Raw genomic sequence first — 23,663 nt, 5'->3', positions numbered from 1 at the left:
TTCCGGCTACCTGCCGGGCTGGGGTTTCCTGTACACAAAAAAACCTGCGATATTGCTATCGCAGGTTTTTACTTTTCCGTCATGCCGGAACCGGCAACTCAATGCCGCTTTGCGCCAGTTGCCCCATCTCGCAGTACATTGCGCAGGCCGCACTGACGATAGACATAGCCAGCGCGGCGCCGCTCCCTTCGCCAAGACGCATGTCAAGATGGATAAAGGGCGCCAGCCCAAGGTGCTCCAGCGCACGTCTGGCACCTTTTTCGGCGGAAAAATGAGAGGGAATACAGTAGCTCTTAACTTCTGGTGCAATCTGACAGGCGGCGATGGCCGCGGCATACGAGAGAAAACCGTCTAACACCACGGGCAATCCACATGCGCCAGCGCCCAATATCACTCCGGTCATGCCCACCAGGTCATAGCCGCCGACTTTGGCCAGAACATCAACCGCATCTCGCGCATCCGGCTGGTTAATGCGTATCGCCTGACGGACAACGGTTTCCTTATGTTGGACCCGATCCTGAGGTAAATTGGCCCCAATCCCCACCACATCATGCGGATCGCTATCGGTCAGTACGCTGATGATTGCCGAAGCCGGTGTCGTGTTGGCAATACCCAGCTCGCCAACGCCAAAGATGGAGATCCCCTCCTGAGCGCGTTTTTTAACGAGGCTGGCGCTCGCCAGCAGCAGGTGCTCGGCATCCTGACGGCTCATCGCCGGACCCTGAGCAATATTATCGCTGCCACGCGAGAGTTTAAGGCTGAGCATATTGTCGATAGGCTCACCGTCAATACCGATGTCAACGGGCAGTACCGACGTCTGGCTATTGCGGGCCAGCACGCACACCCCGGTCACCCCCTTTTGCATATTGACGGCCTGAAGCCAGGTCACCACTTTCGGCGTCACGGCCACACCTTCATCAAATACGCCATGGTCGGCGCACATGACGATAATCTCTTTTTGCAGATTATCGAGCCTGTCGATTCCCCACATTCCCGAAAGCTGTATAGCCAGGCTCTCCAGCCGACCGAGGCTGTTTGTCGGCTTTATTAAGCCATCAACATGCCGCGAGGCCGCCTGAATCTTCTGTTTATCAAGCGGTCTGATGGCCGCCGCCAGCTCCTTCACTGTCCCCATCCTCACACCCTCATTCCTCAGTTTGCCAAACGTTTCTGCCATTAAATACGCGTAACACCCAATGCCCGGCCCGATTTTCAACGACCGTGTAGGCATCGTGACTGAACGGGAAATGCCACATTGCCGCCACGGGCATCCCTAACCAGGTTGCCAGCAGCAGGCTCAGCACGCCCTGATGCGCCACAATAAGCGTGTCTTCGCGCTGCTGTAGTTGACTCATCTCATCCGCCGCCGCCCTGACGCGCGCGGCGAAATGCGGGAAGGCCTCGCCGCCGTCGGGCGTGGCGTTTTGCCAGTCATCCATCCAGCTCTGCCACGACGCGGGATGTTCTTTTTCGATGTCGCTGAAGTGCCGCATCTCCCATTCACCAAAATCCAGCTCATTAAGACGCGCATCAACATGGATATCATGGGCTGTCGGCACGATAAGCCGCGCCGTTTGCTGCGAACGCTGGAGCGCGCTGACGCGCGTTTGCCCGAACGCGACCCCGGACAGGTACCCGGCAACACGCTGGCTTTGCGCAATGCCCTGCGGCGAGAGCGACAGATCGGTGCTCCCGTAAAACACGCCGCTGATGTTAGCGGTTGTTTGACCGTGCCGAACCAGAAAAATACGCATACATCAGAACCACAGAAGCGCCAGAAGGAAGGCCATTTCGCCGATCTCCTCCATCGCGCCCAGGGTATCCCCCGTCAGCCCGTTCAGTCGGCGGCTTAAAAAGGTCTTTACGGCGTTGACGACAATCCAGGTGATAACGCTGGCGACCAGCCCCTGCATCCCCGCCAGCAGCCCCACGAGCGCCACGCCGATGCAGAGGGTGATGAGCGTCTCTTTGCCGCTGATATGGCCGAGATAGGCGTTTGCCATCCCTGCACCTTCGCGCGCGTAGTGCTGCCGGTACATGACCAACACCATTCCCGTTCGCCCGACGATCGGCGCGCACACCAGCAGCGCAAACAGGGTATGAACCGGAAGGTGAGCCAGAGAGATCACCGCTGCGACCTTGATAAGGATGCAGAATACGATAGCCAGACCGCCGTAGGTCCCCAACCGGCTATCGCGCATAATCTCCAGCATCCGTTCGCGGGTGCGGGCAGAAAACACGCCATCACAAGTGTCCGCCAGACCGTCCAGATGAAACCCACCGGTCAGCAGCACCAGTGCCAGTACCCAGGCGACGGCACCGATATAAATCCCCCCGCCGGTCTGGCTCACCGCCAGATAGCCTAAGGCGGCCAAAACCCCAACGATCAGGCCCACTACGGGGAACCAGGGGACGCCACGGCCATACTGTGAAAATTCAACGCCGTCGCTCCATTTTTGCGGCACCGGAATGCGGGTAATAAATCCCAGCGTCGCCCACAACATTTTTAACGGCATTTAATCTTTACTCCAATTCCCGAGACAACCAGCCACACTTCCTGCGCCGCCTGCGCCAGCCTTTGGTTCGCGCGACCGGCAATATCAACAAAATGACGCGCCAGCCGATTCTCGGGCGTGATGCTCATGCCCAGCTCATTGGTCACAATATAAACCTGCCCCGCCGACTGCTGGCAGGCCGCAATCAGGTCGTCCACCTGCTGTTGCAGCACCGCCTCAAGCGCGGAAAAATCGAGGGTCTCCGGCGAAGCGCCGCCGCTGGCGTCATAGAGCAGGTTCGACAACAGAGTGGTGACGCATTCCAGAACCACGCCTTCGCCCGGCTGCACCTGATGGCGAATCACGTCGCCCAGATCGCGATACCCTTCCCAGGTTCGCCAGTGCGCAGGACGCTGTGCGCGGTGCTTGTCAACGCGCAGCGCCATCTCTTCATCGGTAATCACCGACGTCGCGATATACAGCACACGCTCGCACTGCGCCGCCGCCAGCTGTTCGACGTGCGCACTTTTCCCGCTGCGCGCGCCTCCGGTGACTAAAATCATGCCCCCACCTCCTGATGCTCCTGCATTATTTGATAGATCTTTTTAATATCAATGTGTTCTCTCATCGCGCTGGCTAAGAGATCAAACTGTTGCGCTTTGTAGCCCGCGTAATCTACCGCAACGTCTAATGGTGCCAATCCTTTGCGCTGGCGTAAGCCATCCACCATCGCGCGCGTGAAGGCATCGTTATCGAACAACCCGTGGAGATACGTCCCTATCACCTGCCCGTCCGCGCTGATGGCGCCGTCCGCTATGCGCTCGCCCTCTTTTTCCAGAAACAGTGCCGGATAATCGTCGGCTGTCAGACGGGTCTCTCCCATATGAATCTCATAACCCTGCACCTTAATGCCCGCCGCCGACTTAAGCCACGCCGGGAGCGCCGACGCCATCTGCGCCGAAACCTGCGTCGTGGTTTTTCGCTGCGCGAAGCGGGTCACGGTATGGAGCAGACCCAGCCCTGGCTGGGTTCCCATACCAGATTCCACCTCATCGATGATGGTGTCGCCAAGCATCTGGTAGCCGCCGCAAATGCCCATGACGGGTACGTTCTGCTGGTGTGACTGGAGCACCGCGTGCGCCATACCGCTTTCCCGCAGCCAGGCCAGATCCCCCAGCGTATTTTTACTGCCGGGTAGAATCACGAGGTCAGCCCCCGCCAGCTCCTGGGGATAACGGACATAGCGCACGCGAACATCGGGCTGCGCCGCCAGGGCGTTAAAATCGGTGAAATTGGAGATATGCGGTACCTGCACCACGGCGATGTCGATATCGCGCCGCGCGGTTCGCAGGTATTTTCCCTTTTGCAGCGCCACGCCGTCTTCATCTTCCAGATCGACATCCAGCCACGGCATAACGCCCAGTACCGGCACGCCGGTCAGATTTTCAATCTGCTCAATGCCCGAGTAAAGCAGCGCAACATCGCCACGAAATTTATTGATGATGACCCCTTTCACGCGCGCCCGCTCGTGGTCGTGCAGAAGCGCCAGCGTACCGTAGATGGCGGCAAATACGCCGCCTCTGTCAATGTCCGCCACGAGGATCACCGGGCATTGCGCCATTTCGGCCATGCCCATGTTGACGATATCGCGATCGCGCAGGTTGATCTCCGCCGGGCTGCCCGCACCTTCCAGCACCAGCACGTCATACTCCCCGGCCAGGCTGTTATAGACATCGCGGATCTGCTCCCGCAGGCGCGGTTTGTACTCGTGGTAGCTGACCGCGTCCATATCGGTCGCCACCTGCCCCATCAGCACCACCTGCGCTTTACGGTCGCTGGTTGGTTTTAACAATACCGGATTCATCCGTACGTCCGGCGTAATCCCCGCCGCCTGCGCCTGAAGGATCTGCGCGCGACCCATCTCTTTTCCCTCCGGCGTGATACCAGAATTGAGCGCCATATTCTGCGACTTAAACGGCGCGGTACGCAGGCCATCCTGATAAAAAATCCGGCACAGCCCCGCCACCAGGACGCTTTTGCCGACGTCAGAAGCGGTGCCCTGCAACATAATTGCCTGCGTCATGAGGCCTCCTTCATTGCGTTTTGTTTTCGCATGCGGCTGAAAAATTCATCTTCGGTTTTACACAACGGCAGGCCAAGCTGCGCGTGCAGTTTGACGAGCCAGGGCTGCGTTAATCCGGCCCGTTCCATCAGTTCGCCGCGGGCGAAGACCTCACCCGGCGCGCCGTGAGCCAGTACTTCTCCCTGGCGCAGCACGTAGACGGCATCGCTGACTTCGTAAATCAGGTCAATATCATGGCTGGAGATCACCACGTGGTTCCCCTGCGCCACAATGCGCCTGATGATCTCGATCATCTGCGAGCGTCCTGAAGGATCAAGCCCGGCCGTGGGTTCGTCCAGCAGAAGATAGCGCGCCCCCAGCACCAGCGCCCCGGCAATGGCGACCCGCTTCTTTTGCCCATGGCTCAGGCACTGGATCGGCTGCTGGCGAAAACGCTGCGCGTCGACCAGCGTCAGCGCATCGTCGACGCGCCGCGCAATCTCCGGTTCCGCTACGCCCAGGTTACGCAGGCTGAAGGCGATGTCGCTATCAATATCGGTATAAAAGATCTGCTGATCGGGATCCTGAAACACCGTTGCGACCTGTTGACGGAGCGCCAGCAGTCCGCGCTTGCTGTAGTCCAGCGGCTTCCCCTGCCACAGCACCGCCCCCTGCTGCGGCTTCAGCAGACCGCTCAGGTTCATAAATAACGTCGACTTTCCGCAGCCATTAGCTCCCACTAGCCCGGTGACGGCATGCGTCGAAAAATCCAGCGTCAGCCCTTTGAGTACATGCGTCTCCTGATAGCGAAACCAGAGATCGGCGGTGGTCAGCATGGTGCGATTCCTTACAGGGGAAAATCACCCTGGTAGAGTTTAATATCCAGCGTGGTCGCCATCTGCTGATAGCGAATCAGCACCCGGGTAAACAGCAAACCGACCAGCATCGCCAGCGAGCGATAACTTTTTGGCAGGCTACGATAGCCAAAACGCAGCGTCTGCGCGCGGTGAATCGCCAGCGCTTCGTCTAACAGAATAAAAATAAAGCGCCAGGTCAGCAGGATCTGCTCGGTAAGCAGGCGCGGCACGCGCGCCCGCTTAAGCAGCACAATCAGCTGCGGAAACGGCAAGTTCAGCACCAGCCAGAAAGTTGCCGCCAGCGCGGTAAGGCTGCGCCAGAAGGTTTCATTCGCGGCGGTCAGCCCGGAAGCGGTTATCCCCAGCCAGTAATGCCCCACCGGAACGCTCATCGCCAGCGTATGCGGATCACGGGTGACGCTAAAGAGGATCGTCAGTACCCCGACCAGCAGAAAGCCAAACGGCAGCGACATCCAGCGACACCAGCGCCAGAAGGTCATCCGCAGCAGCCAGCAGGTCAGTCCCGCCGTCAGCGCCAGGACGATCCCCTGCCCCAGCGGCGGCAGCGCAAACGCCAGAGTCATCAGCGCCAGCCAGAGCAGAAACTTGCGTTCCGGCGCAACCTGAGCCCAGCGGCTCTGGTAGCTCAGCCTGTCAAGCCCGGTCATCACGGCGCTGTCTGCCTTTGGTGTAGCCCAAAATATAGAAAATCACCGCTGCGCCAATGGACCCCTGGAGCGTAAACAGCAGACTTTCAATTTCACCGCTGGCGGGTTCATAGAGTGGCGTGAACCATGGCGTGTACTGAGGTGCCACAACCTGGATTTGATTTTCGGCTTCACCATCCGAGCCACCAAATTCGCCACCGTGATCGATAAAAAATGGCATTACGATCAGGGCGAGCACCATCGCCAACAGCATCAGTGTCTTTTTCATCTCAGTATCCTTGTGCGGTAATCAGCTGACGTTTGGTCAACTGGTCATAAATCATGACGGTTAACAAGCCCTCCGCGATGGCGATGGGGATTTGCGTCAGGCAGAAAATGCCCATGAATTTCACCATCGAGCCCGCGGCACCCGTCGCCGGGTCCGGGAACGCCGCGCCAAGCTGGACCGAGGTGACAAAATAGGTCACCAGATCCGCCAGCATGGCGCACAAAAATACCCCGACGTCACGGCGAAGCCCGGCACGGCAGGCCATCTTCCACACCATGTACCCGACAACCGGCCCAATCACCGCCATCGACATGCCGTTCGCGCCAAGCGTGGTTAACCCGCCGTGCGCCAGCAGCAGCGCCTGAAACAGCAGCACGATGGCGCCAAGAATGGCGACGACGCCCGGCCCGAACAGAATCACGGCGAGCCCCACGCCGGTCGGATGCGAGCAACTGCCGGTTACCGATGGGATCTTCAGCGCCGACAGCACGAAAATAAACGCCCCGCACAGCGCCAGCAGAACTTTCTGGTGATTATCCTCCTGCACGATACGACGCAGGCGCACCAGCCCGTACCATAGACACGGTAAGAAGAGCAGCCACCACGCCAGCGCCCACATCGGCGGTAAAAACCCTTCCATGATATGCATCGCGAACGCCTGCTCCGGCACCACCATCAGCAATAGCGCCGCCGCCAGGCCACTTAATGACAGCTGTTTAAGCTGTTGTTCGAGTTTCATTGCGCATACTCCCACTGTTTGTTGACCAGAATGGTCGAGAAATAGGGTAACGGCTGGTCATCAGCAACCTCATCCAGATGCCGCCAGCACTGCTCGCCAGGGAGCGTGGCCTCTGACATCATCAGTGCACAGTTCAGCAGCCCGGCCTGCGTCAGTAGCGCTTTGATGCGCGCAAACCGGCCATAGACCTTCATCAGCACCAGACTGTCGTGTTGCTGCAGCGCCAGTGCAATTTCTGCTTCCGGCGCAGTACAGGAAATCACCGCCAGCGACTGCTGTTCCATCGCCAGCGGCATTTTTGAACGCGCGGCAATCGCGGCAAACGACGTCACGCCGGGCACAATCTCCAGCCAGTCCGGGCTGCCAATGCGCTGAAGTAAGAACACCCAGGTGCTGAACAGCATGGCATCACCAAGGGTGATAAAACCAACCTGTTTCCCGTCGTTCACCTCACGCACTAACGCGTCGGCCACCGCATCCCACACCGCCTCCTTTTCAGCACTGTCGGCGCTCATAGGAAAGTGGCAGCAGCGGATTTCGGTCTGTTCGCCGATAAACGCCCGGACGATAGAAAGCGCCAGGCTATCGCCGCCTTTGCGGCCCGCCGGGGCGTAGAGAATATCCAGCGAACCAAGGATCCGTGAGGCACGCACGGTGATAAGATCCGACGCGCCCGGCCCGGTACTCAGGGCGTACAGTTTGCCGCTCATGCCGCCTCCTCCAACGCCATACTTAGCGCCTGCTGTAAATGGGCGACGAACATTGCGCGTACCGCTGGGTTTTCACCCAGCCCGCTCAGCCACGGCGTCGCCGGGATCCCGGCGGCGTTAAACAACGTCTTCCAGGAGTCCTCGTCATCAGAGGCCATATCGTTGATGGCGTGATCGCCTGCCACCAGCATCAGCGGCATCAGATGCACAGCGGTGACGCCCTCTTTGCGAAGACTGTCAATCAGGATATCGACTTCCGGGTAGCTCTCCACCGCGCCAACGCGAGCCGGGAAACCCTGCGCCATCATCATGTGGTCAAGGCAGGCATAGGCCGCAAAGGCGTGGTGGCTGGCGCCGTGGCCCATAAACACCACTTTTTCCGTCGCCCCGAGCGTCGGCATCTGCTGTTGCAATGCGCGCATCAGCTGCGCGTAATCGTCGTGGCTGCTCAGCAGCGGTACGCCCAGCGTCAGGCGGGTAAACAGCGGACGCATACTCTGTACTTCGCGGACGATTTTTTCATATTCATCGCCGTTGATGATGTGCAGGGACTGAATCGCCACATCCTGATATCCCTGATCCGCGAGCTTTTGCAGCGCCTGCAGCGGCGTATCAATATCAATACCGTCGCGCTGCTTGAGCTTGCGAATGATCATCCCGGAGGTGAACGCCCTAAACAGGTGGCGGTCAGGGCAGCTTGCCGCCAGCGCACGTTCGCAGGCCACAATGTTCTTCTCGCAGGTATCGTGATAGCTGGTGCCAAAGCTGACCACCAGAAGCGCCTTTTTCATCTCTAACTCCTTAAGCAGCGGCCAGCCAGCGCGACAAACGCTGTTTAAATGCGGCCTGACTTTCCAGTAACTCGTCTCCCGTCACCAGCGGCGCCGGGCGTGAAATCACGATGCAGGGAATACCTGCATCCAGACAGGGTTGAACCTTTTCCTGATAGCCGCCTTCTGCGCCGGAGGCTTTGGTAATCACGACGTCAACCCGACACTGGCGATAAAACGCGGCGTTAAATTCAGCGCTGAAGGGCCCGCACATCGCGAAGATCTCTGCGACGCCAAAGCCGAGACCGGCGCACTGTTCAATCACATCGGGCACCGGCAGTACCCGGGCCAGCAGCGTTTTCTCCGGCAGCCCCGCGCGCCAGCGCGCCAGATCCTTACTGCCGGTTGTCAGCAGCACGCGCTCGCCAAACCGCCGCGCGATATCGCAGGCCTCTTCGATTCCCGGCACGCTGTAGAGCAGCGGATGGGTCAGGCCGCTGAGCTGCTCGGGGCGCTGATAGCGGCTGAGCGCAACGCCCGCAGCCTTACAGGCCAGCATGATGTTGCGGCTTACCACTTCGGCATACGGATGCGACGCGTCAATCACCCAGCGGGTCGCATTCTCCGTAAGCCAGGCAACCATCTGCTGCTGCTCCATGCGGCCACAGCGGACCTGGCCCTTAATGTCGCCCGCCAGGCGCTCCCCGGTCGGCGTCGCCACCGACAGGGTGTAGGCCACTCCGGCCGCATCCAGCTGCTGGCACAGCGCGCGGGCGTCGCTGGTGCCGCCGATGACCAGCACATCGCCATCATTCACAGCACGTAACCTCGTGGTGTAATCATCAGTCCGTCCTGCACATAGGTGGCTTTATTCCCCACGATAACCAGGCTGGTCATATCCACCGGTTCAAAATCCATATCGCCCAGCGTGGTCAGCCATTTCTCCTGCTTTTTCCGCCCGGCGGACTTCACCACGCCCACCGGCGTCTGCGCGCTTTTACTGGCGCAGAGCAGCTCAAATGCGCGCGCCAGATGACCTTCGCGACCCCGGCTGCGCGGGTTATAGAAACAGATAACAAAGTCCGCTTCCCCGGCGGCGATAATGCGTTTTTCAATGACCGGCCACGGAGTCAGCAGATCGCTTAAGCTGATGTGGCAAAAGTCATGCATCAGCGGCGCGCCGAGCAGGGACGCGGCGGCGATACTGGCGGTCATCCCGGGAATCAGGCGAACCTCAACATCCAGCTTCTGTTTGCTGACCAGCTCCAGCACCAGCCCGGCCATGCCATAAATTCCGGCGTCGCCGCTGCTGATAAGCGCCACGTTATGTCCGGCCTGCGCCAGCTCAATCGCCGCCTGACAGCGTTCAATCTCTTTGCACATGCCGGTTTTGATCACCTGCTTGTCGCCGGTAAAGGCCTTCACCAGATGGGTATAGGTTTTGTAGCCAACGATGATTTCTGCCGCCTGCAGCGCGTCCACAGCTTCCATGGTCATCATGGCCTGCGAGCCAGGGCCGATCCCAATTACGGTTAACATCAGTGTGAAACTCCCAAAGTAATAGTGACGCCCTGTTCACGCAGGGTTTCGCCTAATAGTTGCCCATGACTCAGCAGCCAGGCTGCCGGACCCGAGACGCTCCCCACCCCAACCGTCTGGCGCACAAACGATGACGTCGGGAAGCGGTGTTCATGCTCACGCAGCGCGTCAGCGGTAAAAGTTTCAAACGGCACGCGCCAGCTGGAGGCAAGCTGAATCAGCCCCGCTTCGTTTTTCTTCAGCGAGACGCTGCCGATCGCTTTCAGCGCCAGCGGATCGAACCGCTGGGCCTCAAGCTGGCGCGCCAGCAGCGCGGCCAGCAGCGGGAACGGCGTGTCGCGACGACAGCCAATACCCGCCACCACGCGCTGGGGCACCAGCTTCCAGTGCGGTAGCGGAAGTTCCGGCAGCTCGTTTCGCAGCGTGATGCACACCAGCGCATCCAGTTCGGGAAGCTGCTGCAGGCTGGTCACGGTGATAAATCCCCGGCGATCGCAACGGCTGACGTCTTCTGTCAACGCCTCATCCCACCACAGACCGACCCGCTGGCGGCTGACCAGCATCTGGTTGACGATTTTTACCGCCGTCCGGAAGTCGGTCATCCGGGCGTTTAGCTGGAACGCGAGGGTATCCAGCGCCGCCATCTCATTAACGTCAGTGGCGGTGGTAATCACTGGGTCAGCCCCGATCATCCCCGCCAGATAGCGGGTTAACGCATTTGCGCCTCCCGCATGACCAGAGAGCAGGCTGATAACGTGCTGCCCGCGCTCATCGATCACCACGACCGCCGGATCGCTTAGTTTGTCGTGGATTAACGGTGCCAGGACGCGCACCGCAATGCCGGTTGCGCCGATAAAAATCAGCGACGGGTAGTGCATGAACGCCTCGCGAACCGCCGGGGCAAAGCCGCCGTCGAAGGGAACAAAGCCCTCTTCCTGCAAACGCTCGCTGGTAAAGCAGGTTACCGGCAGCATCGCCGCCAGCCGCTTCGCCAGCCGCACGCCGCCCGGGGTCAGGCAAAAAAGCGCGATGGACTCAGGCTTTACGGTATTCATGGCTAAAATCCGCGGCATAGAGTTTTGAGTAGTGATACTCCTCGCCCAGGAATTTCCCGACCAGAATGAGTGCCGTTTTGCGGATCCCCGCCTCGCGTACCTTGTCGGCGATGTCCGCCAGCGTGCCGCGTACGGTCTGGCTTTCCGGCCAGGTCGCTTTATAAATGACGGCAACGGGCGTGGTGTCTGGATAACCACCTTCAATCAGGCGTTCCGCCACCCGATGAATACGCTGGACCGAAAGATAAATCGCCATTGAGGTCTGATGGCTGGCAAATGACTCCAGCTGTTCACGCTCCGGCACCGGCGTACGACCTTCGAGGCGGGTAATAATCAGGCTCTGCGAGACTTCAGGCACGGTGTACTCCACCCCAAGCTTCGCCGCAGCGCCGAGGAAGGCGCTGACGCCGGGCACCACCTGCCAGGCGATTCCGCGTTTGGTCAACTCTTCACCCTGTTCCCGGACGGAGCCGTAGAGCGAAACATCACCGGTCTGTAAACGTACCACCGTTTTTCCGGCCATTACGCCAGCCGCCATCAGGTCGATTATCTGTTCTAAATGGAGTTCCGCGCTGTCGTGGCATTCGGCTCCCTCTGGGCAATAGGCCAACAGTTCGGTATTGATAAGCGAACCGGCATAGATGACCACCTGCGCCTGCTGCAGCAGCCGGTATCCCTTGAGCGTAATGAGCTCTCGATCGCCGGGACCAGCACCGACAAACCACACGCAACGGGAATCAAACGTCTCAGACATGGTGTTCTTCCTTCTGACAGGCGATAACAAAAACGGGATTGTTCGGTTTGAAATAGTGGCCACTGCCAAGCGGGGCCAGTGCGGAGACCTGCATTTGCAGGCAATCAATGTCCTGCGCGCCGATCTGCTGCAGATGGGCCAGCGCGGTTGTGAGGTTTTCCATCAGGATAAACGTCATGACCAGACGTCCGCCTGGATGTAGCTGGCGCATGGACCAGTCAATAAGCGAGGTCAGATGGCCGCCGCTGCCGCCCATAAATACGGCATCGGCCTTATCCGCCACCGGCAACGGCGCTACGCCCGGCAAAATCGCGATATTGTGACAGGCAAAATGCTGGCGATTTTCTGCAAGCAGCTGCAGAGCTGCAGGGTTACGTTCAATGGCCGTCACGCGCAGCGAGGGAAACTGCAGCGCCGCCTCTATCGACACACTTCCGGTCCCCGCGCCGACATCAATCAGGTGGCTGGCGCGGTGCAGCGCAAGCTTCGCGATGGCCAGGGCGCGTACCGCCTCTTTGGTCATCGGCACAGTTTCGCCGCGCAAAAACAGTTCATCTTTCATCGAGGATCACCACTGCATTCATTTCATAGTCGGCACTGACCTCACTGACGGGCAGCCAGTGGATCCGTTCGTTTTCCATTGCCAGGTTTTCACCAATCACCATCCAGCGATGGCCCTTACCGCGTGCCACCAGCTGCGCGGCAATCTCTTTCGGCCCGCACTGGCTATCGGTGACCATCGCCACTTTGCGATGCCGTGCAAGCTCATCAACATTTACGCTGCGACCATGGCTGCTGGTGAGCCACATCTCATTCATATCAATGCCCGCCTGCGCACACAGGTACTGCACCGCGCTGATGCCGGGAATAATGCGCACGCGCGCAATACCGAAATGCGCCACCATTCGCGTTCCGATACCGTAAAACAGCGGATCGCCGGAGGCGACAATCACCACCTTTTTCGTCTGACGCGCCTCAATCCAGGCCAGCAGCGCCGGAATGTTAGCGCCCAGGACAAACGTCTCGCCGCAAAACGCCGGGAACTGCAGCAGATGGCGTTTTCCGCCGACCAGCGCATCGGCACACTCAATGGCTTCACGCGCAGCGGGCGTCATCAGATGCAATCCCGCAGGCCCCATTCCCACGACCGTTAACATTGCAGCTCCCGGGCAATCGCCTCGACCGGGCGGTTGCTACCCAGCACCTGGTTATCAAAGGAAAACAGAATGGCGTCACAGGTCGGCGGAGTTTTGGTAAAGCGCAACATCTGCATCACGCGCAGGCAGATACGTTTGGCGAGGTGGCCGTAAATAGGCTGAAAACCCCAGGTTTCGATATGCTCCATCGCCGCCTCGGTGGTATCGCAATCGCTGACAAGGGTCAGTAACTCCAGCGGCGCGCCGAGCAGCGCCAGATGCGCCACCAGCGTTTCCATGCGCGCATCGGCGATATGGCTGTGGGTGTGGAAAATCCCGGCGGCAATTTTGATGAGTTTGCCGGGATGGCCAACCAGCACTATCTGGCGAAACCCCAACCGCACCGCCTCTTCGATCATGTAGCCGACAAAGTTGCTCATGGTGACCACGACATCTTCATCAATGCCCATCTGCTCGCGGACAAAACGCTCGCCATGATTGCCCGGCACCAGCACGACCCGTTCCAGCCCCGCCGCGCGTTTAATCTCCAGCTCCAGAGAGAGCGAGCGTTTCCAGCTCTCCTCTGACATCGGTGTGACAATACCGGTGGTGCCGATGATCGAAATCCCGCCCAGGATCCCGAGGCGTGAGTTGTAGGTTTTCTGCGCCCGCGCTTCGCCTTCAGGCGCAAAGATTTCAACGTCAGCCCCACGCGTCGGACCAATCGCCTCGCGCACTGCGGACTCAATGGTGTGACGCGGCGTGCGGTTGATCGCCGCACTGCCGATGGGCAGGCCAATGCCTTTACGCGTGACGGTCCCCACGCCTTCGCCACCCGAAAGCGTAATCTCGCCGCTGTCGTTGAGCGTCACGCGGGCGAAAATCAGCATGCCGTGTGTGGCGTCGACGTCATCCCCCCCGTCTTTGCGGATGGCCGCAATCGCCTGCTGACCTTCAATGTGCGGCGACTCCACGTTCAGACATAGCGTGACGCCGGAGGGGGTCACAATGGAGATCTGATGAATAAGATGCTGGCGCAGCACCATCAGTGCGGCGACTTTCGCTGCCGCGGTCGCGCAGGAACCGGTGGTGTAGCCTTTACGTAACGCCTTTCCGTTATGCCATACCGGGGCATCGAAGGTTGAATCGCTCATCGCGCCCCCTGCAGGTAATAGAGCATGGCGTTCACAATCGCCGCCGCCACATTGCTGCCGCCTTTGCGCCCAAGGGCCGCAATCGCGGGCAAGTTGCTGTGCGTCAGCGCCTCTTTCGATTCCGCCGCTCCCACAAACCCCACCGGAACACCCACCACGCCGCTGACAGCAACATCATGCTCAAGCAGGCGAAACAGCGCCGTTGGCGCATTGCCAAAGACGAAGACCTTCTCGCTCTCTTCCGTCACCGCGATATCCACCGCCGCCATCGAGCGGGTTATTCCCTGCGCTTTTGCCTGCGCCACCACCCGCGGGTCGCTGATATAGCAGCGACATTCACCCCCGAATGTCGCCAGCAGCGTTTTGTTGATCCCGGAGAGCGCCATCGTGGTATCGGTATAGATAACTGACGGGCGACGGAGCGCCGCGCAAAGCTGTTCCAGCGCATCATCTGAAAACCAGAGAATATCCAGCCAGTCAAAATCTGCGGTGGTATGGATCACCCGCTTGACGATCGCCTCATGCAGCGGGCTGGCAAACCGGTATTCCGGCCGCGTTTCGCGAATGATTTCGCCAATGATGTCGAAACTTTTGGCTTCAATCGCCTGGGGTTGCTGGATGTATTGCATTGTCTCTTGTCCTCAGGCCACGCCAACCATCAACCAGCGTGCTGCGATAAACAGCGCCAGCGCCAGGGTGGAGGAAACCCACATCAGTCGAATCGTTCGGGAAATGTCGTCTACCGCAATCGGGCGCTGCGCGTCGCCAATCCACGGCTTTTCTACGCGCTGGCCAAAATAGTCATTGGGTCCGCCAAGCCGGATGCCCAGCGCGCCGGCGACCGTCGCTTCTGCCCACGCGCAGTTGGGGCTGCTGTGGTTGTAGCGGTCGCGCCAGCCGACGCGCAGCGCGCGGGAGAAATCGTCACGGCATAGCCACGCCGCGATGCTCAACAGAAGCCAGCTCAGACGAGCGGGGATATAGTTCGCCACGTCATCCATACGGGCGCTGACCATGCCGATCGCACGGTATTTTTCGTGCTTGTAGCCCACCATTGAATCGAGGGTATTCACCGCCTTATAGGCCATCGCCAGTGGCGCACCGCCCAGCATGAGGAAAAACAGTGGGGCGATAACGCCATCGACCGTGTTCTCCGCGACGGTCTCCACCACCGCCCGGTTGATCTGTTCCGGCTGAAGTTGAGACGTATCGCGTCCCACTATCCAGGAGAGTTTTTCGCGGCTTTCATCAAGGTCGCCCGCTCGCAGAGGGCGTTCAACGTCCCGTGCAGCGTTTGCCAGACAGCGCCCGGCCAGCACGGTAAACATCATCCACACTTCAATCGCCCAGCCCAGCCAGGGATGAACCATCCGTCCGAGCGCCAGCACACCCCAGGATATGCCCCAGGTCAGCCCCACTACCGCCAGCCACATGACGCCGCCGCCAACGCGTAGCGCCGTGTCGCTATGACAGCAGCGGCGAATACTCCGCTGCATCGCATTGATCAGGTTGCCTATCCAGCGCACCGGATGCGGCCAGTTTTGCGGGTCGCCGATGATGACATCGAGCAGCCACGCGACGCACCAGGCCAGCAGGGTCATAGCGCCCCCCTCGCCGCCGTCAGCCAGCGGTTGAGCATCATGGGGCGTTGGGCAAAGTGGAGGTGCAGATAGCTTGCGAACGTGTTGCCAACCTGCCAGCCGCCCGCCCACTCCTGCATCGTTACGCCATCGCGTACTTTGCGACACGCCAGTACCGCGGGGGTTTGGGGAGAGAAGTCGGAATAGTGAAATTCATGCCCACGCAGCACCTCTCCGCTATCGGCCAGCAGCGTGGGCTGGCGCGCCTGCGCCTCACAATAGCCAAAACGGGTCAGCCGTTTACCCATCCTGCTGTGGCCGGGGATAACATTGGCCATCCGGTGCGTGGCCCCCTCGCTATCTTCGAGCGTGCTGCCGAGATACATCAGCCCACCACATTCGGCGTAAATCGCTACGCCTCGCCGGTGCGCCTCCCGCAGGCTGGCCAGCATCGTGGTGTTTTCCGCAAGCCGTGCCGCGTACAGCTCCGGGTAACCGCCCCCAAGCCAGACCATCTGGCAGTCAGGTAAATGGGTATCGCGCAGCGGGCTAAAGCGGATAATGTCGACCCCGGTACGTTCGAGCAGCGTGATGTTATCCGCGTAATAGAAGTTGAAGGCCTCGTCATCGGCCATCGCGAGCGTCAACCCGCGCCCGGCGTCCCCGTCAGGGAGCGCGGGCCAGGAGCCCTGCGGCAGCGACGCCATCTGGCTGAGCGAGAGAAGTTGCCCGATGTCCAGCGTACGTTCGAGAATGGCGGAAAAATTCTGCCAGGTCTGCAGGTCCGCGACCGACTCCCGGGCGGTGACCAGTCCCAGATGGCGCTCGGGCAAACCGACGCCTTCAACGCGGGGGACATAACCCAGGACGGGTACCGTGCAGTAGTGTTCAATTGCCGTTTTGAGCAACTGATAATGTGATTCGCTGTTGACGCGATTGACAATCACCCCGGCAATATTGAGGGTGGGATCAAATCGCTGAAAGCCCATTACCGTGGCGGCAATTGAAGTCGAGACCGCCTTGCCATCCACCAGCAGAATCACCGGGCAGCCCAGCTGTTTTGCCATCGCGGCGGTGCTGCAATAGTTCGGGTCGGTGCCGTAGCCGTCATACAGCCCCATCACACCTTCAATCACCGCGATATCCGCCTGCTGCATATGCTCGCAGAACAGCGCGTTGAGTATCGGCTCAGGAAGCATGAAGCTGTCGAGGTTGCGGGAGGATGTACCGCTGACTTTGGTATGCCAGCCGGTATCAAGATAGTCAGGGCCCACTTTATATGGCTGGACGCTTAACCCACGCTGTTTTAACAGACTCAACAGGCCTAGCGTCACCGTGGTTTTACCACAACCGCTTCCGGTACCTGCAAGAACAAACGCGTACTGCTTTGCCGCCATGGCCCTGATCCTGTCCAGGGTGGTCGGGAGGTATAGATACACGTAACCCCAGTCTTTCGACTGTATGATGCATCAGTACAACCCACTTCCCACCGAAGTTGTTGAACGTTCCCGACAGGCAGGTCTTCTGGCTTAGCGTCCTCCTCGCCCGTCCTTCCCAATCTCACGATCAGTGGTCATTACGGGGTCGTCAGCATCACAGCAGCGGGGGCTGCGGGGGATTGTCACCCCCTTCCCTACCACAAATGTGGCAAACCGGTCGGCTTACATAATGAGAAAATAGCGCGTTATAAAACAGCAATGCTATTTACGGCGTTTCACTTCACCTTAGGCAAATACTTAACCGTAATGAAATACACGCTAAGTAAAATGTGGCGCCAGAATAATTGACGCCTTCCTCAATAACTCAACGTTTTATCACAAAAAATTAAAAGCAAAGATAATTACGCTTAAAATCTCAATATTTATTGCGCTATGACAAGTTATTGCACCACTTGATATTTTTTCATTTTATCGTGATCAAAATTCATTAAGGCATTAAAACCTGGCTATCACATAATATTGCTATTCAACGTAAGTTCGTGTGGCTTTATTGATGCGTTACGTATTCAGCAGAATCGCAGAATAATATGTAGATTATCCAGGCGGGAATTTGCGGTATATCAAGGTACGAGGGATATTCTCATGACACTATGCTTCAGAATTTGCAGACCAGAAAGGTGGAAACGTGGCTGTTGCGCAATGCCCCGCGTCATGCGGTGAGCTTATCCAGGGCTGGATTTTGGGCAGTGAGAAACTGGTCTCCTGCCCTGTCGAATGGTACAGCACGGTTGAGGTGAGCTACGGCTCAGCCCTGGCGGATGAACGCCCGCTGTCGCGCGCGATGGTCGAGCGGTTATTGCAGCACTGGCACTACCCGGCGCAGTTGAGCCAGGATATCCGCATTGATGTTCATTCGACCATCCCGATTGCCAAAGGGATGGCCAGCAGCACCGCAGATATTGCCGCCACCGCCGTCGCCACCGCCCACCATCTGGGGCATCAGCTTGACGAAAGCACACTGGCAACGCTTTGCGTTTCGCTCGAACCCACCGACAGTACCGTGTTTCGCCAGTTGACCCTTTTCGATCATAACGACGCCTCCACGCAGATTGCCTGCGACGCCCAGCCCAATCTCGATCTGCTTGTTCTCGAAAGTCCGCAAACGCTGCGCACGGCCGATTACCACCGCATCCCGCGTCAGGCGGGGTTACATGCCGGTGCGCCAGCGCTGAAGCGCGCATGGGAAAAAGTACAGGAATCGTGTATGACGCAAAACCCTTACCGGATGGGAGAAGCGGCAACCCTCAGCGCCATCGCCAGCCAGACGCTGTTGCCTAAACCGGATTTTGACGCACTGCTCTCACTGGTGGAGGAGTGCGGTATCTACGGGGTGAACGTGGCGCACAGCGGCAGCGTCGTGGGGCTGATGCTGGACAGAAATAAAGACGATGTCGAGTATGTGAAATGGCTGTTAGCGAAAAAACAGCTCACCCGCCACTGGCCTGAACAACACCTGCTGCGGATGGTAAAAGGCGGCGTGACGCTACTCTGACAGCAACTTGTGCTGAATGAGCCACTCGACCTGCTGCTTAACCTCTTGCTCGTGTTCCTGCGCTAAAGCCTGTTGCAGCGGAACATGCCGGAAAAACGCGTCCCAAAATGCACGCTTGCGCTCCCGATCACTGCACGCGCTATTTACCCTTTCACGCAGCACCCCCGCCAGCCGCACGATTTCCCGCATGCCCGGAGGAAGATGGGCTGCGACATGCGCTTTGAGGATCTTGCTGTACACCGGCGCATTGCCCCCGCAGCTCAGCGCAATAATGATCGGCGAATGGTCAATAATAGCCGGCGAGATAAAGGTGGCAGCAGAAGGGTCGTCTGTGACATTGCAAAACAGACGCTCCGCGCTGGCGGCCCTTGCGACCTGACGGTTCACCTGCGGATCGCTGGTTGCGGCAATGACCAGCCAGCATGACTGCAGATACTGCGGCGCAAACGTCGCCGGGACCCACTTGATGTCACCGCACGCGTGCAGGCTGGCGAGTTCCGGCGTCAGGGAGGGCGCAACCAGACGCAGCTCAGCCCCGGCAGCCAGCAGCCCCTTTGCCTTATGCGTCGCCACCTGCCCGCCACCGACGATCAGGCAGAGCTTACCCTTCAGATTGCAAAAAATCGGGAAATAGTCCATCGCCTAGCCTTGTAAAACGTCAGTCAGCGCGGCAATAAACCGACGGTTCTCCGCTTCAGTACGCACAGCAATCCGATAGTAGTCGCGATCGAGCCCGGGATAGTTTTCGCAGTGGCGAATAAGGATATGATGACCAAGCAGTGCCGCCTTCAGGTCGAAACCCTGACGCAGGCAGCGGAAGAAAATAAAGTTGGCCTGCGGCTCCCAGACCACCAGCGATGAAAAACGCGTCATCGCCTGCCACAGGAAATCCCGCTCCCGGGCGATAAAGGCGTGGCTGCGAGCAATATAGTCTTCATCCAACAGCAAATGTTGCCCCACAAGCGCCGAGAAGGCATTCACGGACCAGGGCTCGCGGGTGCGTTTCAGCTGGCGAATAGTTTGCGTATTTCCGCTCAGCAGATACCCAAGGCGCAGCCCGGGAATAGCAAAAAACTTGGTCAGAGAACGCAGCAGGTAAAGATAGCGTGACTCAGCCAGCCGTGGCGCCAGCGTGGAGCCCTGCGGCAGAAAATCGATGAACGCTTCATCCACAATCAGCGAAATCTCCAGCGTTTCGCACAGCGAGGCCAGCCGATCGAGAAGAGCGGCATCAGGCATGAGTCCGGTAGGGTTGTTTGGTGTCGCGATGAACAGGCAATCGGGCCTGTGCGCGCGAACGGCGTCCAGTATTGCGAAATCCACCTGGAACCCGTTCTGCTCACTCAGCGCATAGTCGATTATCTCGCAACCCTGCTGCTGTAATGCCCGGCGATATTCGGCAAACCCCGGCACCAGCAGCATCGCCCGGCGAGGGGCAAGCGTTCGCACCAGGCCATAGATCAGCTCCGTTTCGCCATTCCCGGCAATCGTCTGGTCATAGTCACACCGACTGGCGCTGGCCAACGCCTGATGAAGATGACGGTATTCAACGTCCGGGTACTGCATGATGATATTCAGATGGGACACAATGAGCGACCTGACGCGCTCGGGTAGCCCTAACGGATTGATATTCGCACTAAAATCCAACAGCAACTCGGGATCGATCCCCAACTGCAGCCCCGTTTCCAGGACATTACCACCATGCTCACTCATTCGTTTCACTCGGCCATTTCGAAAATGTCAGGATAACATCAGACAACAACCTGATTCAGCGCGATATGCGATGCAGAAAACGCCAGTATCTCCTGCAGGTTGACCACCTCACCGACGACAATCAGCGCAGGAGCATGCAGTTTTTGACGCTCAACCTCGAGGTGGATATCGGTCAGCGTACCTTTGGCAATCTGCTGACGAGACTGGCTGGCATACATCACTACCGCCACCGGCGTCTCAGTGGACATGCCTCCCTCGATGAGCTGCTGGCAGATTTCCGTCAGCCGGGTCATTCCCATCAGAACGATCAGCGTTCCGTTGATTTGCGCCAGCGCATGCCAGTTTTGCGGGTCGTTCCCCTGGCACATATGACCGGTCACAATATGAAAACTGGAGGCGTAATGACGGTGCGTGACCGGTATCCCGGCATAGGCCAATCCGCCAATCGCGGAGCTGATCCCCGGCACGACTTCGAACGCCAGGCCGTCTTTTGCCAGCTGCTCGGCCTCTTCACCCCCGCGGCCAAAAACGTAGGGGTCACCGCCTTTCAGACGCACTACCTGCCGCCCTTCCCCGGCGTGCTTGACCAGCAAGGCATTGATTTGTTCCTGAGGTACCGGATGATGACTTGGGGTTTTACCGACATCAATAATCAGACAGCTTGCCGGAGCCTGAGCCAGAAGCTCAGGGTTAACCAGGCGATCGTGAACAATCACCTCCGCATGGCGGATACAGTGCAGACCTTTTACCGTAATTAAAGACGCATCGCCAGGCCCTGCCCCTACAAGCCAAACCTTCCCTTTACTCATCGTTATATCCTCAGATTAAATATTCAAAGACGTAAGAAAGCGGGTAATTAAAATTAGCGCTGAATTATACCCACCTCCAGATGCCAAAAATTTGATGTATTTATCACTCTCCCTTAATTGCACGAGTGGCATTTATGACCAATATCAATAAAACAGTAAATAGCTTCTTCTATCTGCCCACATGGCAATACCCCTCCTCCCCTCATAAAAATTAAAAAACATATTTACCAGCATCAGAAATAAAACAGGCGCTCGATCACAAATATTACAATGCTTTTGTCACCAACGTTTACAGATAAATATCAAAGCCAAAATAAACCCACACCAACACATTGAATAACAATGACTTTCATCAAAACACCATTACCATCATCATTTTTGGAAGGATTTTTTGAAAATAGATCAATTGCTTCCTTTTCGTCTTCAAAAGACACTCCAATACCATTAACAGTCCGAATACCCATTAACTATTTTTAATACCCATAATATTTTTACAATCAGCCCTACAGAGGATTACCCATGAAGAAATCAACACTTGTTATTGGCGTCATTGGTGCTGACTGCCATGCGGTAGGCAATAAAGTTCTGGACCGCGTTTTTACTTCCCATAATTTTCACGTAATCAATCTTGGTGTGATGGTGAGCCAGGATGAATATATTGATGCGGCCATCGAAACCGGGGCTGATGCTATTGTCGTTTCATCCATCTACGGCCATGGCGACATCGACTGTCTGGGGCTGCGCGAGCGCTGCATCGAACGCGGTATCGGCGACATCCTGCTTTTTGTTGGCGGTAATCTGGTCGTGGGTAAGCACGATTTTGCCGACGTCGAAGCCAAATTCAAAGAGATGGGTTTCAACCGCGTTTTCGCCCCAAGCCACGACCTGGAAGACGTCTGTCAGCTGATGGCGAACGATATACAGCAGCGTCAGCGCGTTGAAGAGCTTTGTCTCGAAGAGGGCTTCTGATGCAAATCGTCTCAGTCGACATTGGTTCGACGTGGACCAAAGCAGCGCTCTTCACGCCGGAGGGTGATGCGCTAACGTTGGTCAACCACGTTCTGACCCCGACGACGACCCACCACCTGGCGGAGGGGTTCTTTACCAGCCTGAACCAGGTGCTAAACGTTGCCGATGCGCGACCTTTGCTGAACAACGGGGACGTTTCGCTGAAATACTCCTCGTCGGCAAAAGGTGGGCTCGCCGTTGCCGCAATGGGTCTGGTGCCGTCGATAACCCTGGAATCGGCCAAAGTCACCGCCCATTCGGCAGGTGCCAAAATCGCCCAGTACTACTCCTACAAACTGAACCGCCACGATATCCGGGCGCTGGAGGATTCTCCACCGGACATTCTGCTGTTCACTGGCGGTACGGACGGCGGAGAAGAGAGCTACGGTCTTGCCAATGCCCGCGCGCTGGCAGCGTCAACGCTGGATTGCGCCATTATCTACGCTGGAAACCGCGATATTCAGGACGACGTGCAGGCTATTCTTGGCCACAAAGATCTGATTACGGTCGACAACGTTTTGCCTGACCTCGATCACCCGAATCCGTATGCCGCCCGCAAGGCCATCTGCGATGTCTTTCTGTCCCGCATTGTTAAGGGGAAAGGACTGGACGTTATCGTCGGGGAAACCGGCGAGGAGCCGATGCCAACACCGTGGACCGTCTACGAGCTGGTGAAAGCGATCAGCGACGTCGACAGCGCGTGGAAAGAATTCATGCTGATCGACATGGGCGGTGCCACCACCGACGTCTATTCCGCCAGCGCCAACATGCTCTCCCCGGATACCGTTCTGCACGGCGTGCCTGAGCCGTTTGTGAAACGCACCGTCGAGGGAGACCTCGGTATGCGCGTCTCGGCGGTGGTGGTCGGCGAAAGTACACACGAACTGGTGAACGCGGTGTTTGCCCATCAGCCTCAGCGCAAGGAAGCGTTTTATGGCTATCTGCACCATCTGGTCGCACATCCGGATTATCTGCCTGTCACCGAAGAAGAAAAACATTTCGACACGCTGCTGGCCGGGCTGTGCGTTGGGTACGCCAGCGAGCGCCACGCTGGCACCAAAAAACAGGTCTGCACCTGCGTAGGTAACGTCGATTTGCAGGTGGGGCGCGATCTGACCACCGTGCGCAAAGTGGTGGGCTCCGGGGGATGGCTCTCCCGCGCCAGTCAGTTTGATGTTCACCGCTGGCTGAAGTACCGCGAGCTGGACGACAGCAGCAGACGCGTGCTTTTACCCGGGCAGTTTGATTATTACCGCGATGCAAAAGGTCTGCTTCCTCTGCTGGCGAATGTCGCCAGGCTGGACCCGCAGGCGGCGGCTCGCACCAGTATTCATTGTTTAACCCTATAAAACCTA

The 23,663-nt window shown here is 58.1% G+C and carries 28 protein-coding genes and 1 riboswitch; of the genes, 3 read left to right on the top strand and 25 right to left on the bottom strand.

The window, feature by feature from the left end:
• Positions 1-79 precede the first annotated feature (79 nt).
• From cobT to ACLHV9_RS08585, 21 genes are read right to left on the bottom strand one after another with little or no spacing between them, the layout of a single operon-like run.
• A complete protein-coding gene (cobT, locus tag ACLHV9_RS08685) occupies positions 80-1,135 on the bottom strand; it encodes a nicotinate-nucleotide--dimethylbenzimidazole phosphoribosyltransferase (protein ID WP_108090285.1) in 1,056 nt (351 codons plus the stop codon).
• 10 nt (positions 1,136-1,145) lie between these two features.
• Positions 1,146-1,754: an alpha-ribazole phosphatase gene (gene cobC / locus ACLHV9_RS08680; RefSeq protein ID WP_028019162.1), complete on the bottom strand. Its 609-nt coding sequence runs from the start codon at positions 1,752-1,754 to the stop codon at positions 1,146-1,148.
• Between the two features lie 3 nt (positions 1,755-1,757).
• Positions 1,758-2,516 (bottom strand): adenosylcobinamide-GDP ribazoletransferase, encoded by a 759-nt coding sequence (gene cobS, locus ACLHV9_RS08675; RefSeq protein ID WP_407220377.1) that lies wholly within the window; start codon positions 2,514-2,516, stop codon positions 1,758-1,760.
• Entirely contained in the window at positions 2,507-3,058 is a 552-nt protein-coding gene (gene cobU / locus ACLHV9_RS08670) for a bifunctional adenosylcobinamide kinase/adenosylcobinamide-phosphate guanylyltransferase (protein ID WP_407220376.1), read from the bottom strand. The genes cobS and cobU overlap by 10 nt, the downstream gene beginning before the upstream one ends.
• Positions 3,055-4,578, bottom strand: a complete 1,524-nt coding sequence (locus tag ACLHV9_RS08665; protein ID WP_108090288.1) for a cobyric acid synthase — start codon at positions 4,576-4,578, stop codon at positions 3,055-3,057. Before ACLHV9_RS08665 ends, cobU begins: the two co-directional genes overlap by 4 nt.
• Positions 4,575-5,393, bottom strand: coding sequence for an energy-coupling factor ABC transporter ATP-binding protein (locus ACLHV9_RS08660; RefSeq protein WP_108090289.1), 819 nt, complete (start codon positions 5,391-5,393; stop codon positions 4,575-4,577). Before ACLHV9_RS08660 ends, ACLHV9_RS08665 begins: the two co-directional genes overlap by 4 nt.
• 11 nt (positions 5,394-5,404) lie before the next feature.
• The gene (locus tag ACLHV9_RS08655) at positions 5,405-6,082 is read right to left on the bottom strand and encodes an energy-coupling factor ABC transporter transmembrane protein (RefSeq protein WP_108090290.1); all 678 of its coding nucleotides are present in this window, start codon (positions 6,080-6,082) and stop codon (positions 5,405-5,407) included.
• Positions 6,069-6,350, bottom strand: coding sequence for an energy-coupling factor ABC transporter substrate-binding protein (locus ACLHV9_RS08650; RefSeq protein ID WP_108090291.1), 282 nt, complete (start codon positions 6,348-6,350; stop codon positions 6,069-6,071). The genes ACLHV9_RS08655 and ACLHV9_RS08650 overlap by 14 nt, the downstream gene beginning before the upstream one ends.
• A gap of 1 nt (position 6,351) precedes the next feature.
• Positions 6,352-7,089, bottom strand: coding sequence for a cobalt ECF transporter S component CbiM (gene cbiM, locus ACLHV9_RS08645; protein ID WP_108090292.1), 738 nt, complete (start codon positions 7,087-7,089; stop codon positions 6,352-6,354).
• Complete coding sequence (locus ACLHV9_RS08640; protein WP_108090293.1) at positions 7,086-7,799, bottom strand: cobalt-factor II C(20)-methyltransferase; 714 nt, start codon at positions 7,797-7,799, stop codon at positions 7,086-7,088. The genes cbiM and ACLHV9_RS08640 overlap by 4 nt, the downstream gene beginning before the upstream one ends.
• Entirely contained in the window at positions 7,796-8,590 is a 795-nt protein-coding gene (gene cbiK / locus ACLHV9_RS08635; RefSeq protein ID WP_108090294.1) for a sirohydrochlorin cobaltochelatase, read from the bottom strand. The genes ACLHV9_RS08640 and cbiK overlap by 4 nt, the downstream gene beginning before the upstream one ends.
• A 10-nt stretch (positions 8,591-8,600) precedes the next feature.
• The gene (locus ACLHV9_RS08630; RefSeq protein ID WP_108090295.1) at positions 8,601-9,386 is read right to left on the bottom strand and encodes a cobalt-precorrin-6A reductase; all 786 of its coding nucleotides are present in this window, start codon (positions 9,384-9,386) and stop codon (positions 8,601-8,603) included.
• The gene (locus ACLHV9_RS08625; protein WP_108090296.1) at positions 9,383-10,108 is read right to left on the bottom strand and encodes a precorrin-3B C(17)-methyltransferase; all 726 of its coding nucleotides are present in this window, start codon (positions 10,106-10,108) and stop codon (positions 9,383-9,385) included. The genes ACLHV9_RS08630 and ACLHV9_RS08625 overlap by 4 nt, the downstream gene beginning before the upstream one ends.
• Positions 10,108-11,163, bottom strand: coding sequence for a cobalt-precorrin 5A hydrolase (cbiG, locus tag ACLHV9_RS08620; protein WP_108090297.1), 1,056 nt, complete (start codon positions 11,161-11,163; stop codon positions 10,108-10,110). The genes ACLHV9_RS08625 and cbiG overlap by 1 nt, the downstream gene beginning before the upstream one ends.
• Positions 11,144-11,917 carry a cobalt-precorrin-4 methyltransferase gene (locus tag ACLHV9_RS08615; RefSeq protein ID WP_108090298.1) on the bottom strand — a complete coding sequence of 258 codons (774 nt, stop codon included), beginning with the start codon at positions 11,915-11,917 and terminating at the stop codon, positions 11,144-11,146. Before ACLHV9_RS08615 ends, cbiG begins: the two co-directional genes overlap by 20 nt.
• Positions 11,910-12,479: a decarboxylating cobalt-precorrin-6B (C(15))-methyltransferase gene (locus ACLHV9_RS08610; protein ID WP_108090299.1), complete on the bottom strand. Its 570-nt coding sequence runs from the start codon at positions 12,477-12,479 to the stop codon at positions 11,910-11,912. Before ACLHV9_RS08610 ends, ACLHV9_RS08615 begins: the two co-directional genes overlap by 8 nt.
• The gene (locus tag ACLHV9_RS08605) at positions 12,469-13,074 is read right to left on the bottom strand and encodes a cobalt-precorrin-7 (C(5))-methyltransferase (protein ID WP_108090300.1); all 606 of its coding nucleotides are present in this window, start codon (positions 13,072-13,074) and stop codon (positions 12,469-12,471) included. The genes ACLHV9_RS08610 and ACLHV9_RS08605 overlap by 11 nt, the downstream gene beginning before the upstream one ends.
• Positions 13,068-14,207, bottom strand: a complete 1,140-nt coding sequence (cbiD, locus tag ACLHV9_RS08600) for a cobalt-precorrin-5B (C(1))-methyltransferase CbiD (protein WP_108090301.1) — start codon at positions 14,205-14,207, stop codon at positions 13,068-13,070. The genes ACLHV9_RS08605 and cbiD overlap by 7 nt, the downstream gene beginning before the upstream one ends.
• Entirely contained in the window at positions 14,204-14,836 is a 633-nt protein-coding gene (locus tag ACLHV9_RS08595; protein WP_049008368.1) for a cobalt-precorrin-8 methylmutase, read from the bottom strand. Before ACLHV9_RS08595 ends, cbiD begins: the two co-directional genes overlap by 4 nt.
• A 12-nt stretch (positions 14,837-14,848) precedes the next feature.
• Entirely contained in the window at positions 14,849-15,808 is a 960-nt protein-coding gene (cbiB, locus tag ACLHV9_RS08590) for an adenosylcobinamide-phosphate synthase CbiB (RefSeq protein ID WP_108090302.1), read from the bottom strand.
• The gene (locus ACLHV9_RS08585) at positions 15,805-17,184 is read right to left on the bottom strand and encodes a cobyrinate a,c-diamide synthase (protein ID WP_108090303.1); all 1,380 of its coding nucleotides are present in this window, start codon (positions 17,182-17,184) and stop codon (positions 15,805-15,807) included. Before ACLHV9_RS08585 ends, cbiB begins: the two co-directional genes overlap by 4 nt.
• 99 nt (positions 17,185-17,283) lie before the next feature.
• Positions 17,284-17,459: riboswitch (cobalamin riboswitch) on the bottom strand.
• A 452-nt stretch (positions 17,460-17,911) separates the two neighbouring features.
• Between ACLHV9_RS08585 and ACLHV9_RS08580 the strand changes: the two genes are divergently transcribed.
• Positions 17,912-18,778 (top strand): L-threonine kinase, encoded by an 867-nt coding sequence (locus ACLHV9_RS08580; RefSeq protein ID WP_108090304.1) that lies wholly within the window; start codon positions 17,912-17,914, stop codon positions 18,776-18,778.
• Here ACLHV9_RS08580 and ACLHV9_RS08575 read toward each other — a convergent pair.
• The 4 genes from ACLHV9_RS08575 to ACLHV9_RS08560 all read right to left on the bottom strand — a co-directional run bounded on the left by ACLHV9_RS08575 (position 18,770) and on the right by ACLHV9_RS08560 (position 21,734).
• Entirely contained in the window at positions 18,770-19,417 is a 648-nt protein-coding gene (locus ACLHV9_RS08575) for a bifunctional precorrin-2 dehydrogenase/sirohydrochlorin ferrochelatase (RefSeq protein WP_108090305.1), read from the bottom strand. The genes ACLHV9_RS08580 and ACLHV9_RS08575 overlap by 9 nt on opposite strands.
• Before the next feature lie 3 nt (positions 19,418-19,420).
• Positions 19,421-20,491, bottom strand: coding sequence for a threonine-phosphate decarboxylase CobD (gene cobD / locus ACLHV9_RS08570; protein ID WP_108090306.1), 1,071 nt, complete (start codon positions 20,489-20,491; stop codon positions 19,421-19,423).
• A 38-nt stretch (positions 20,492-20,529) separates the two neighbouring features.
• The gene (gene cobA / locus ACLHV9_RS08565) at positions 20,530-21,300 is read right to left on the bottom strand and encodes a uroporphyrinogen-III C-methyltransferase (RefSeq protein WP_108090307.1); all 771 of its coding nucleotides are present in this window, start codon (positions 21,298-21,300) and stop codon (positions 20,530-20,532) included.
• Positions 21,301-21,602: 302 nt separating this feature from the next.
• Positions 21,603-21,734 carry a hypothetical protein gene (locus tag ACLHV9_RS08560; protein WP_255660306.1) on the bottom strand — a complete coding sequence of 44 codons (132 nt, stop codon included), beginning with the start codon at positions 21,732-21,734 and terminating at the stop codon, positions 21,603-21,605.
• Between the two features lie 85 nt (positions 21,735-21,819).
• Between ACLHV9_RS08560 and glmS the strand changes: the two genes are divergently transcribed.
• Together glmS and glmL are read left to right on the top strand one after the other, a co-directional pair.
• Positions 21,820-22,269 carry a methylaspartate mutase subunit S gene (gene glmS / locus ACLHV9_RS08555; RefSeq protein WP_028019184.1) on the top strand — a complete coding sequence of 150 codons (450 nt, stop codon included), beginning with the start codon at positions 21,820-21,822 and terminating at the stop codon, positions 22,267-22,269.
• Positions 22,269-23,657: a methylaspartate mutase accessory protein GlmL gene (gene glmL, locus ACLHV9_RS08550; RefSeq protein WP_407220375.1), complete on the top strand. Its 1,389-nt coding sequence runs from the start codon at positions 22,269-22,271 to the stop codon at positions 23,655-23,657. Before glmS ends, glmL begins: the two co-directional genes overlap by 1 nt.
• The last annotated feature ends 6 nt before the right edge of the window (positions 23,658-23,663 follow it).

Origin of the sequence: Enterobacter sp. CPE_E890, from assembly GCF_046521475.1 — a bacterium.
Lineage (GTDB): Bacteria > Pseudomonadota > Gammaproteobacteria > Enterobacterales > Enterobacteriaceae > Enterobacter > Enterobacter adelaidei.
This window is presented reverse-complemented; position numbering and strand designations above follow the sequence as displayed.

Coding starts and splice junctions, on each gene's coding strand:
- cobT (WP_108090285.1), bottom strand. CDS start 1,135: ATGGGGACAGTGAAGGAGCTGGCGGCGGCCATCAGACCGCTTGATAAA.
- cobC (WP_028019162.1), bottom strand. CDS start 1,754: ATGCGTATTTTTCTGGTTCGGCACGGTCAAACAACCGCTAACATCAGC.
- cobS (WP_407220377.1), bottom strand. CDS start 2,516: ATGCCGTTAAAAATGTTGTGGGCGACGCTGGGATTTATTACCCGCATT.
- cobU (WP_407220376.1), bottom strand. CDS start 3,058: ATGATTTTAGTCACCGGAGGCGCGCGCAGCGGGAAAAGTGCGCACGTC.
- ACLHV9_RS08665 (WP_108090288.1), bottom strand. CDS start 4,578: ATGACGCAGGCAATTATGTTGCAGGGCACCGCTTCTGACGTCGGCAAA.
- ACLHV9_RS08660 (WP_108090289.1), bottom strand. CDS start 5,393: ATGCTGACCACCGCCGATCTCTGGTTTCGCTATCAGGAGACGCATGTA.
- ACLHV9_RS08655 (WP_108090290.1), bottom strand. CDS start 6,082: ATGACCGGGCTTGACAGGCTGAGCTACCAGAGCCGCTGGGCTCAGGTT.
- ACLHV9_RS08650 (WP_108090291.1), bottom strand. CDS start 6,350: ATGAAAAAGACACTGATGCTGTTGGCGATGGTGCTCGCCCTGATCGTA.
- cbiM (WP_108090292.1), bottom strand. CDS start 7,089: ATGAAACTCGAACAACAGCTTAAACAGCTGTCATTAAGTGGCCTGGCG.
- ACLHV9_RS08640 (WP_108090293.1), bottom strand. CDS start 7,799: ATGAGCGGCAAACTGTACGCCCTGAGTACCGGGCCGGGCGCGTCGGAT.
- cbiK (WP_108090294.1), bottom strand. CDS start 8,590: ATGAAAAAGGCGCTTCTGGTGGTCAGCTTTGGCACCAGCTATCACGAT.
- ACLHV9_RS08625 (WP_108090296.1), bottom strand. CDS start 10,108: ATGTTAACCGTAATTGGGATCGGCCCTGGCTCGCAGGCCATGATGACC.
- cbiG (WP_108090297.1), bottom strand. CDS start 11,163: ATGAATACCGTAAAGCCTGAGTCCATCGCGCTTTTTTGCCTGACCCCG.
- ACLHV9_RS08615 (WP_108090298.1), bottom strand. CDS start 11,917: ATGTCTGAGACGTTTGATTCCCGTTGCGTGTGGTTTGTCGGTGCTGGT.
- ACLHV9_RS08610 (WP_108090299.1), bottom strand. CDS start 12,479: ATGAAAGATGAACTGTTTTTGCGCGGCGAAACTGTGCCGATGACCAAA.
- ACLHV9_RS08605 (WP_108090300.1), bottom strand. CDS start 13,074: ATGTTAACGGTCGTGGGAATGGGGCCTGCGGGATTGCATCTGATGACG.
- cbiD (WP_108090301.1), bottom strand. CDS start 14,207: ATGAGCGATTCAACCTTCGATGCCCCGGTATGGCATAACGGAAAGGCG.
- ACLHV9_RS08595 (WP_049008368.1), bottom strand. CDS start 14,836: ATGCAATACATCCAGCAACCCCAGGCGATTGAAGCCAAAAGTTTCGAC.
- cbiB (WP_108090302.1), bottom strand. CDS start 15,808: ATGACCCTGCTGGCCTGGTGCGTCGCGTGGCTGCTCGATGTCATCATC.
- ACLHV9_RS08585 (WP_108090303.1), bottom strand. CDS start 17,184: ATGGCGGCAAAGCAGTACGCGTTTGTTCTTGCAGGTACCGGAAGCGGT.
- ACLHV9_RS08575 (WP_108090305.1), bottom strand. CDS start 19,417: ATGGACTATTTCCCGATTTTTTGCAATCTGAAGGGTAAGCTCTGCCTG.
- cobD (WP_108090306.1), bottom strand. CDS start 20,491: ATGAGTGAGCATGGTGGTAATGTCCTGGAAACGGGGCTGCAGTTGGGG.
- cobA (WP_108090307.1), bottom strand. CDS start 21,300: ATGAGTAAAGGGAAGGTTTGGCTTGTAGGGGCAGGGCCTGGCGATGCG.
- glmS (WP_028019184.1), top strand. CDS start 21,820: ATGAAGAAATCAACACTTGTTATTGGCGTCATTGGTGCTGACTGCCAT.
- glmL (WP_407220375.1), top strand. CDS start 22,269: ATGCAAATCGTCTCAGTCGACATTGGTTCGACGTGGACCAAAGCAGCG.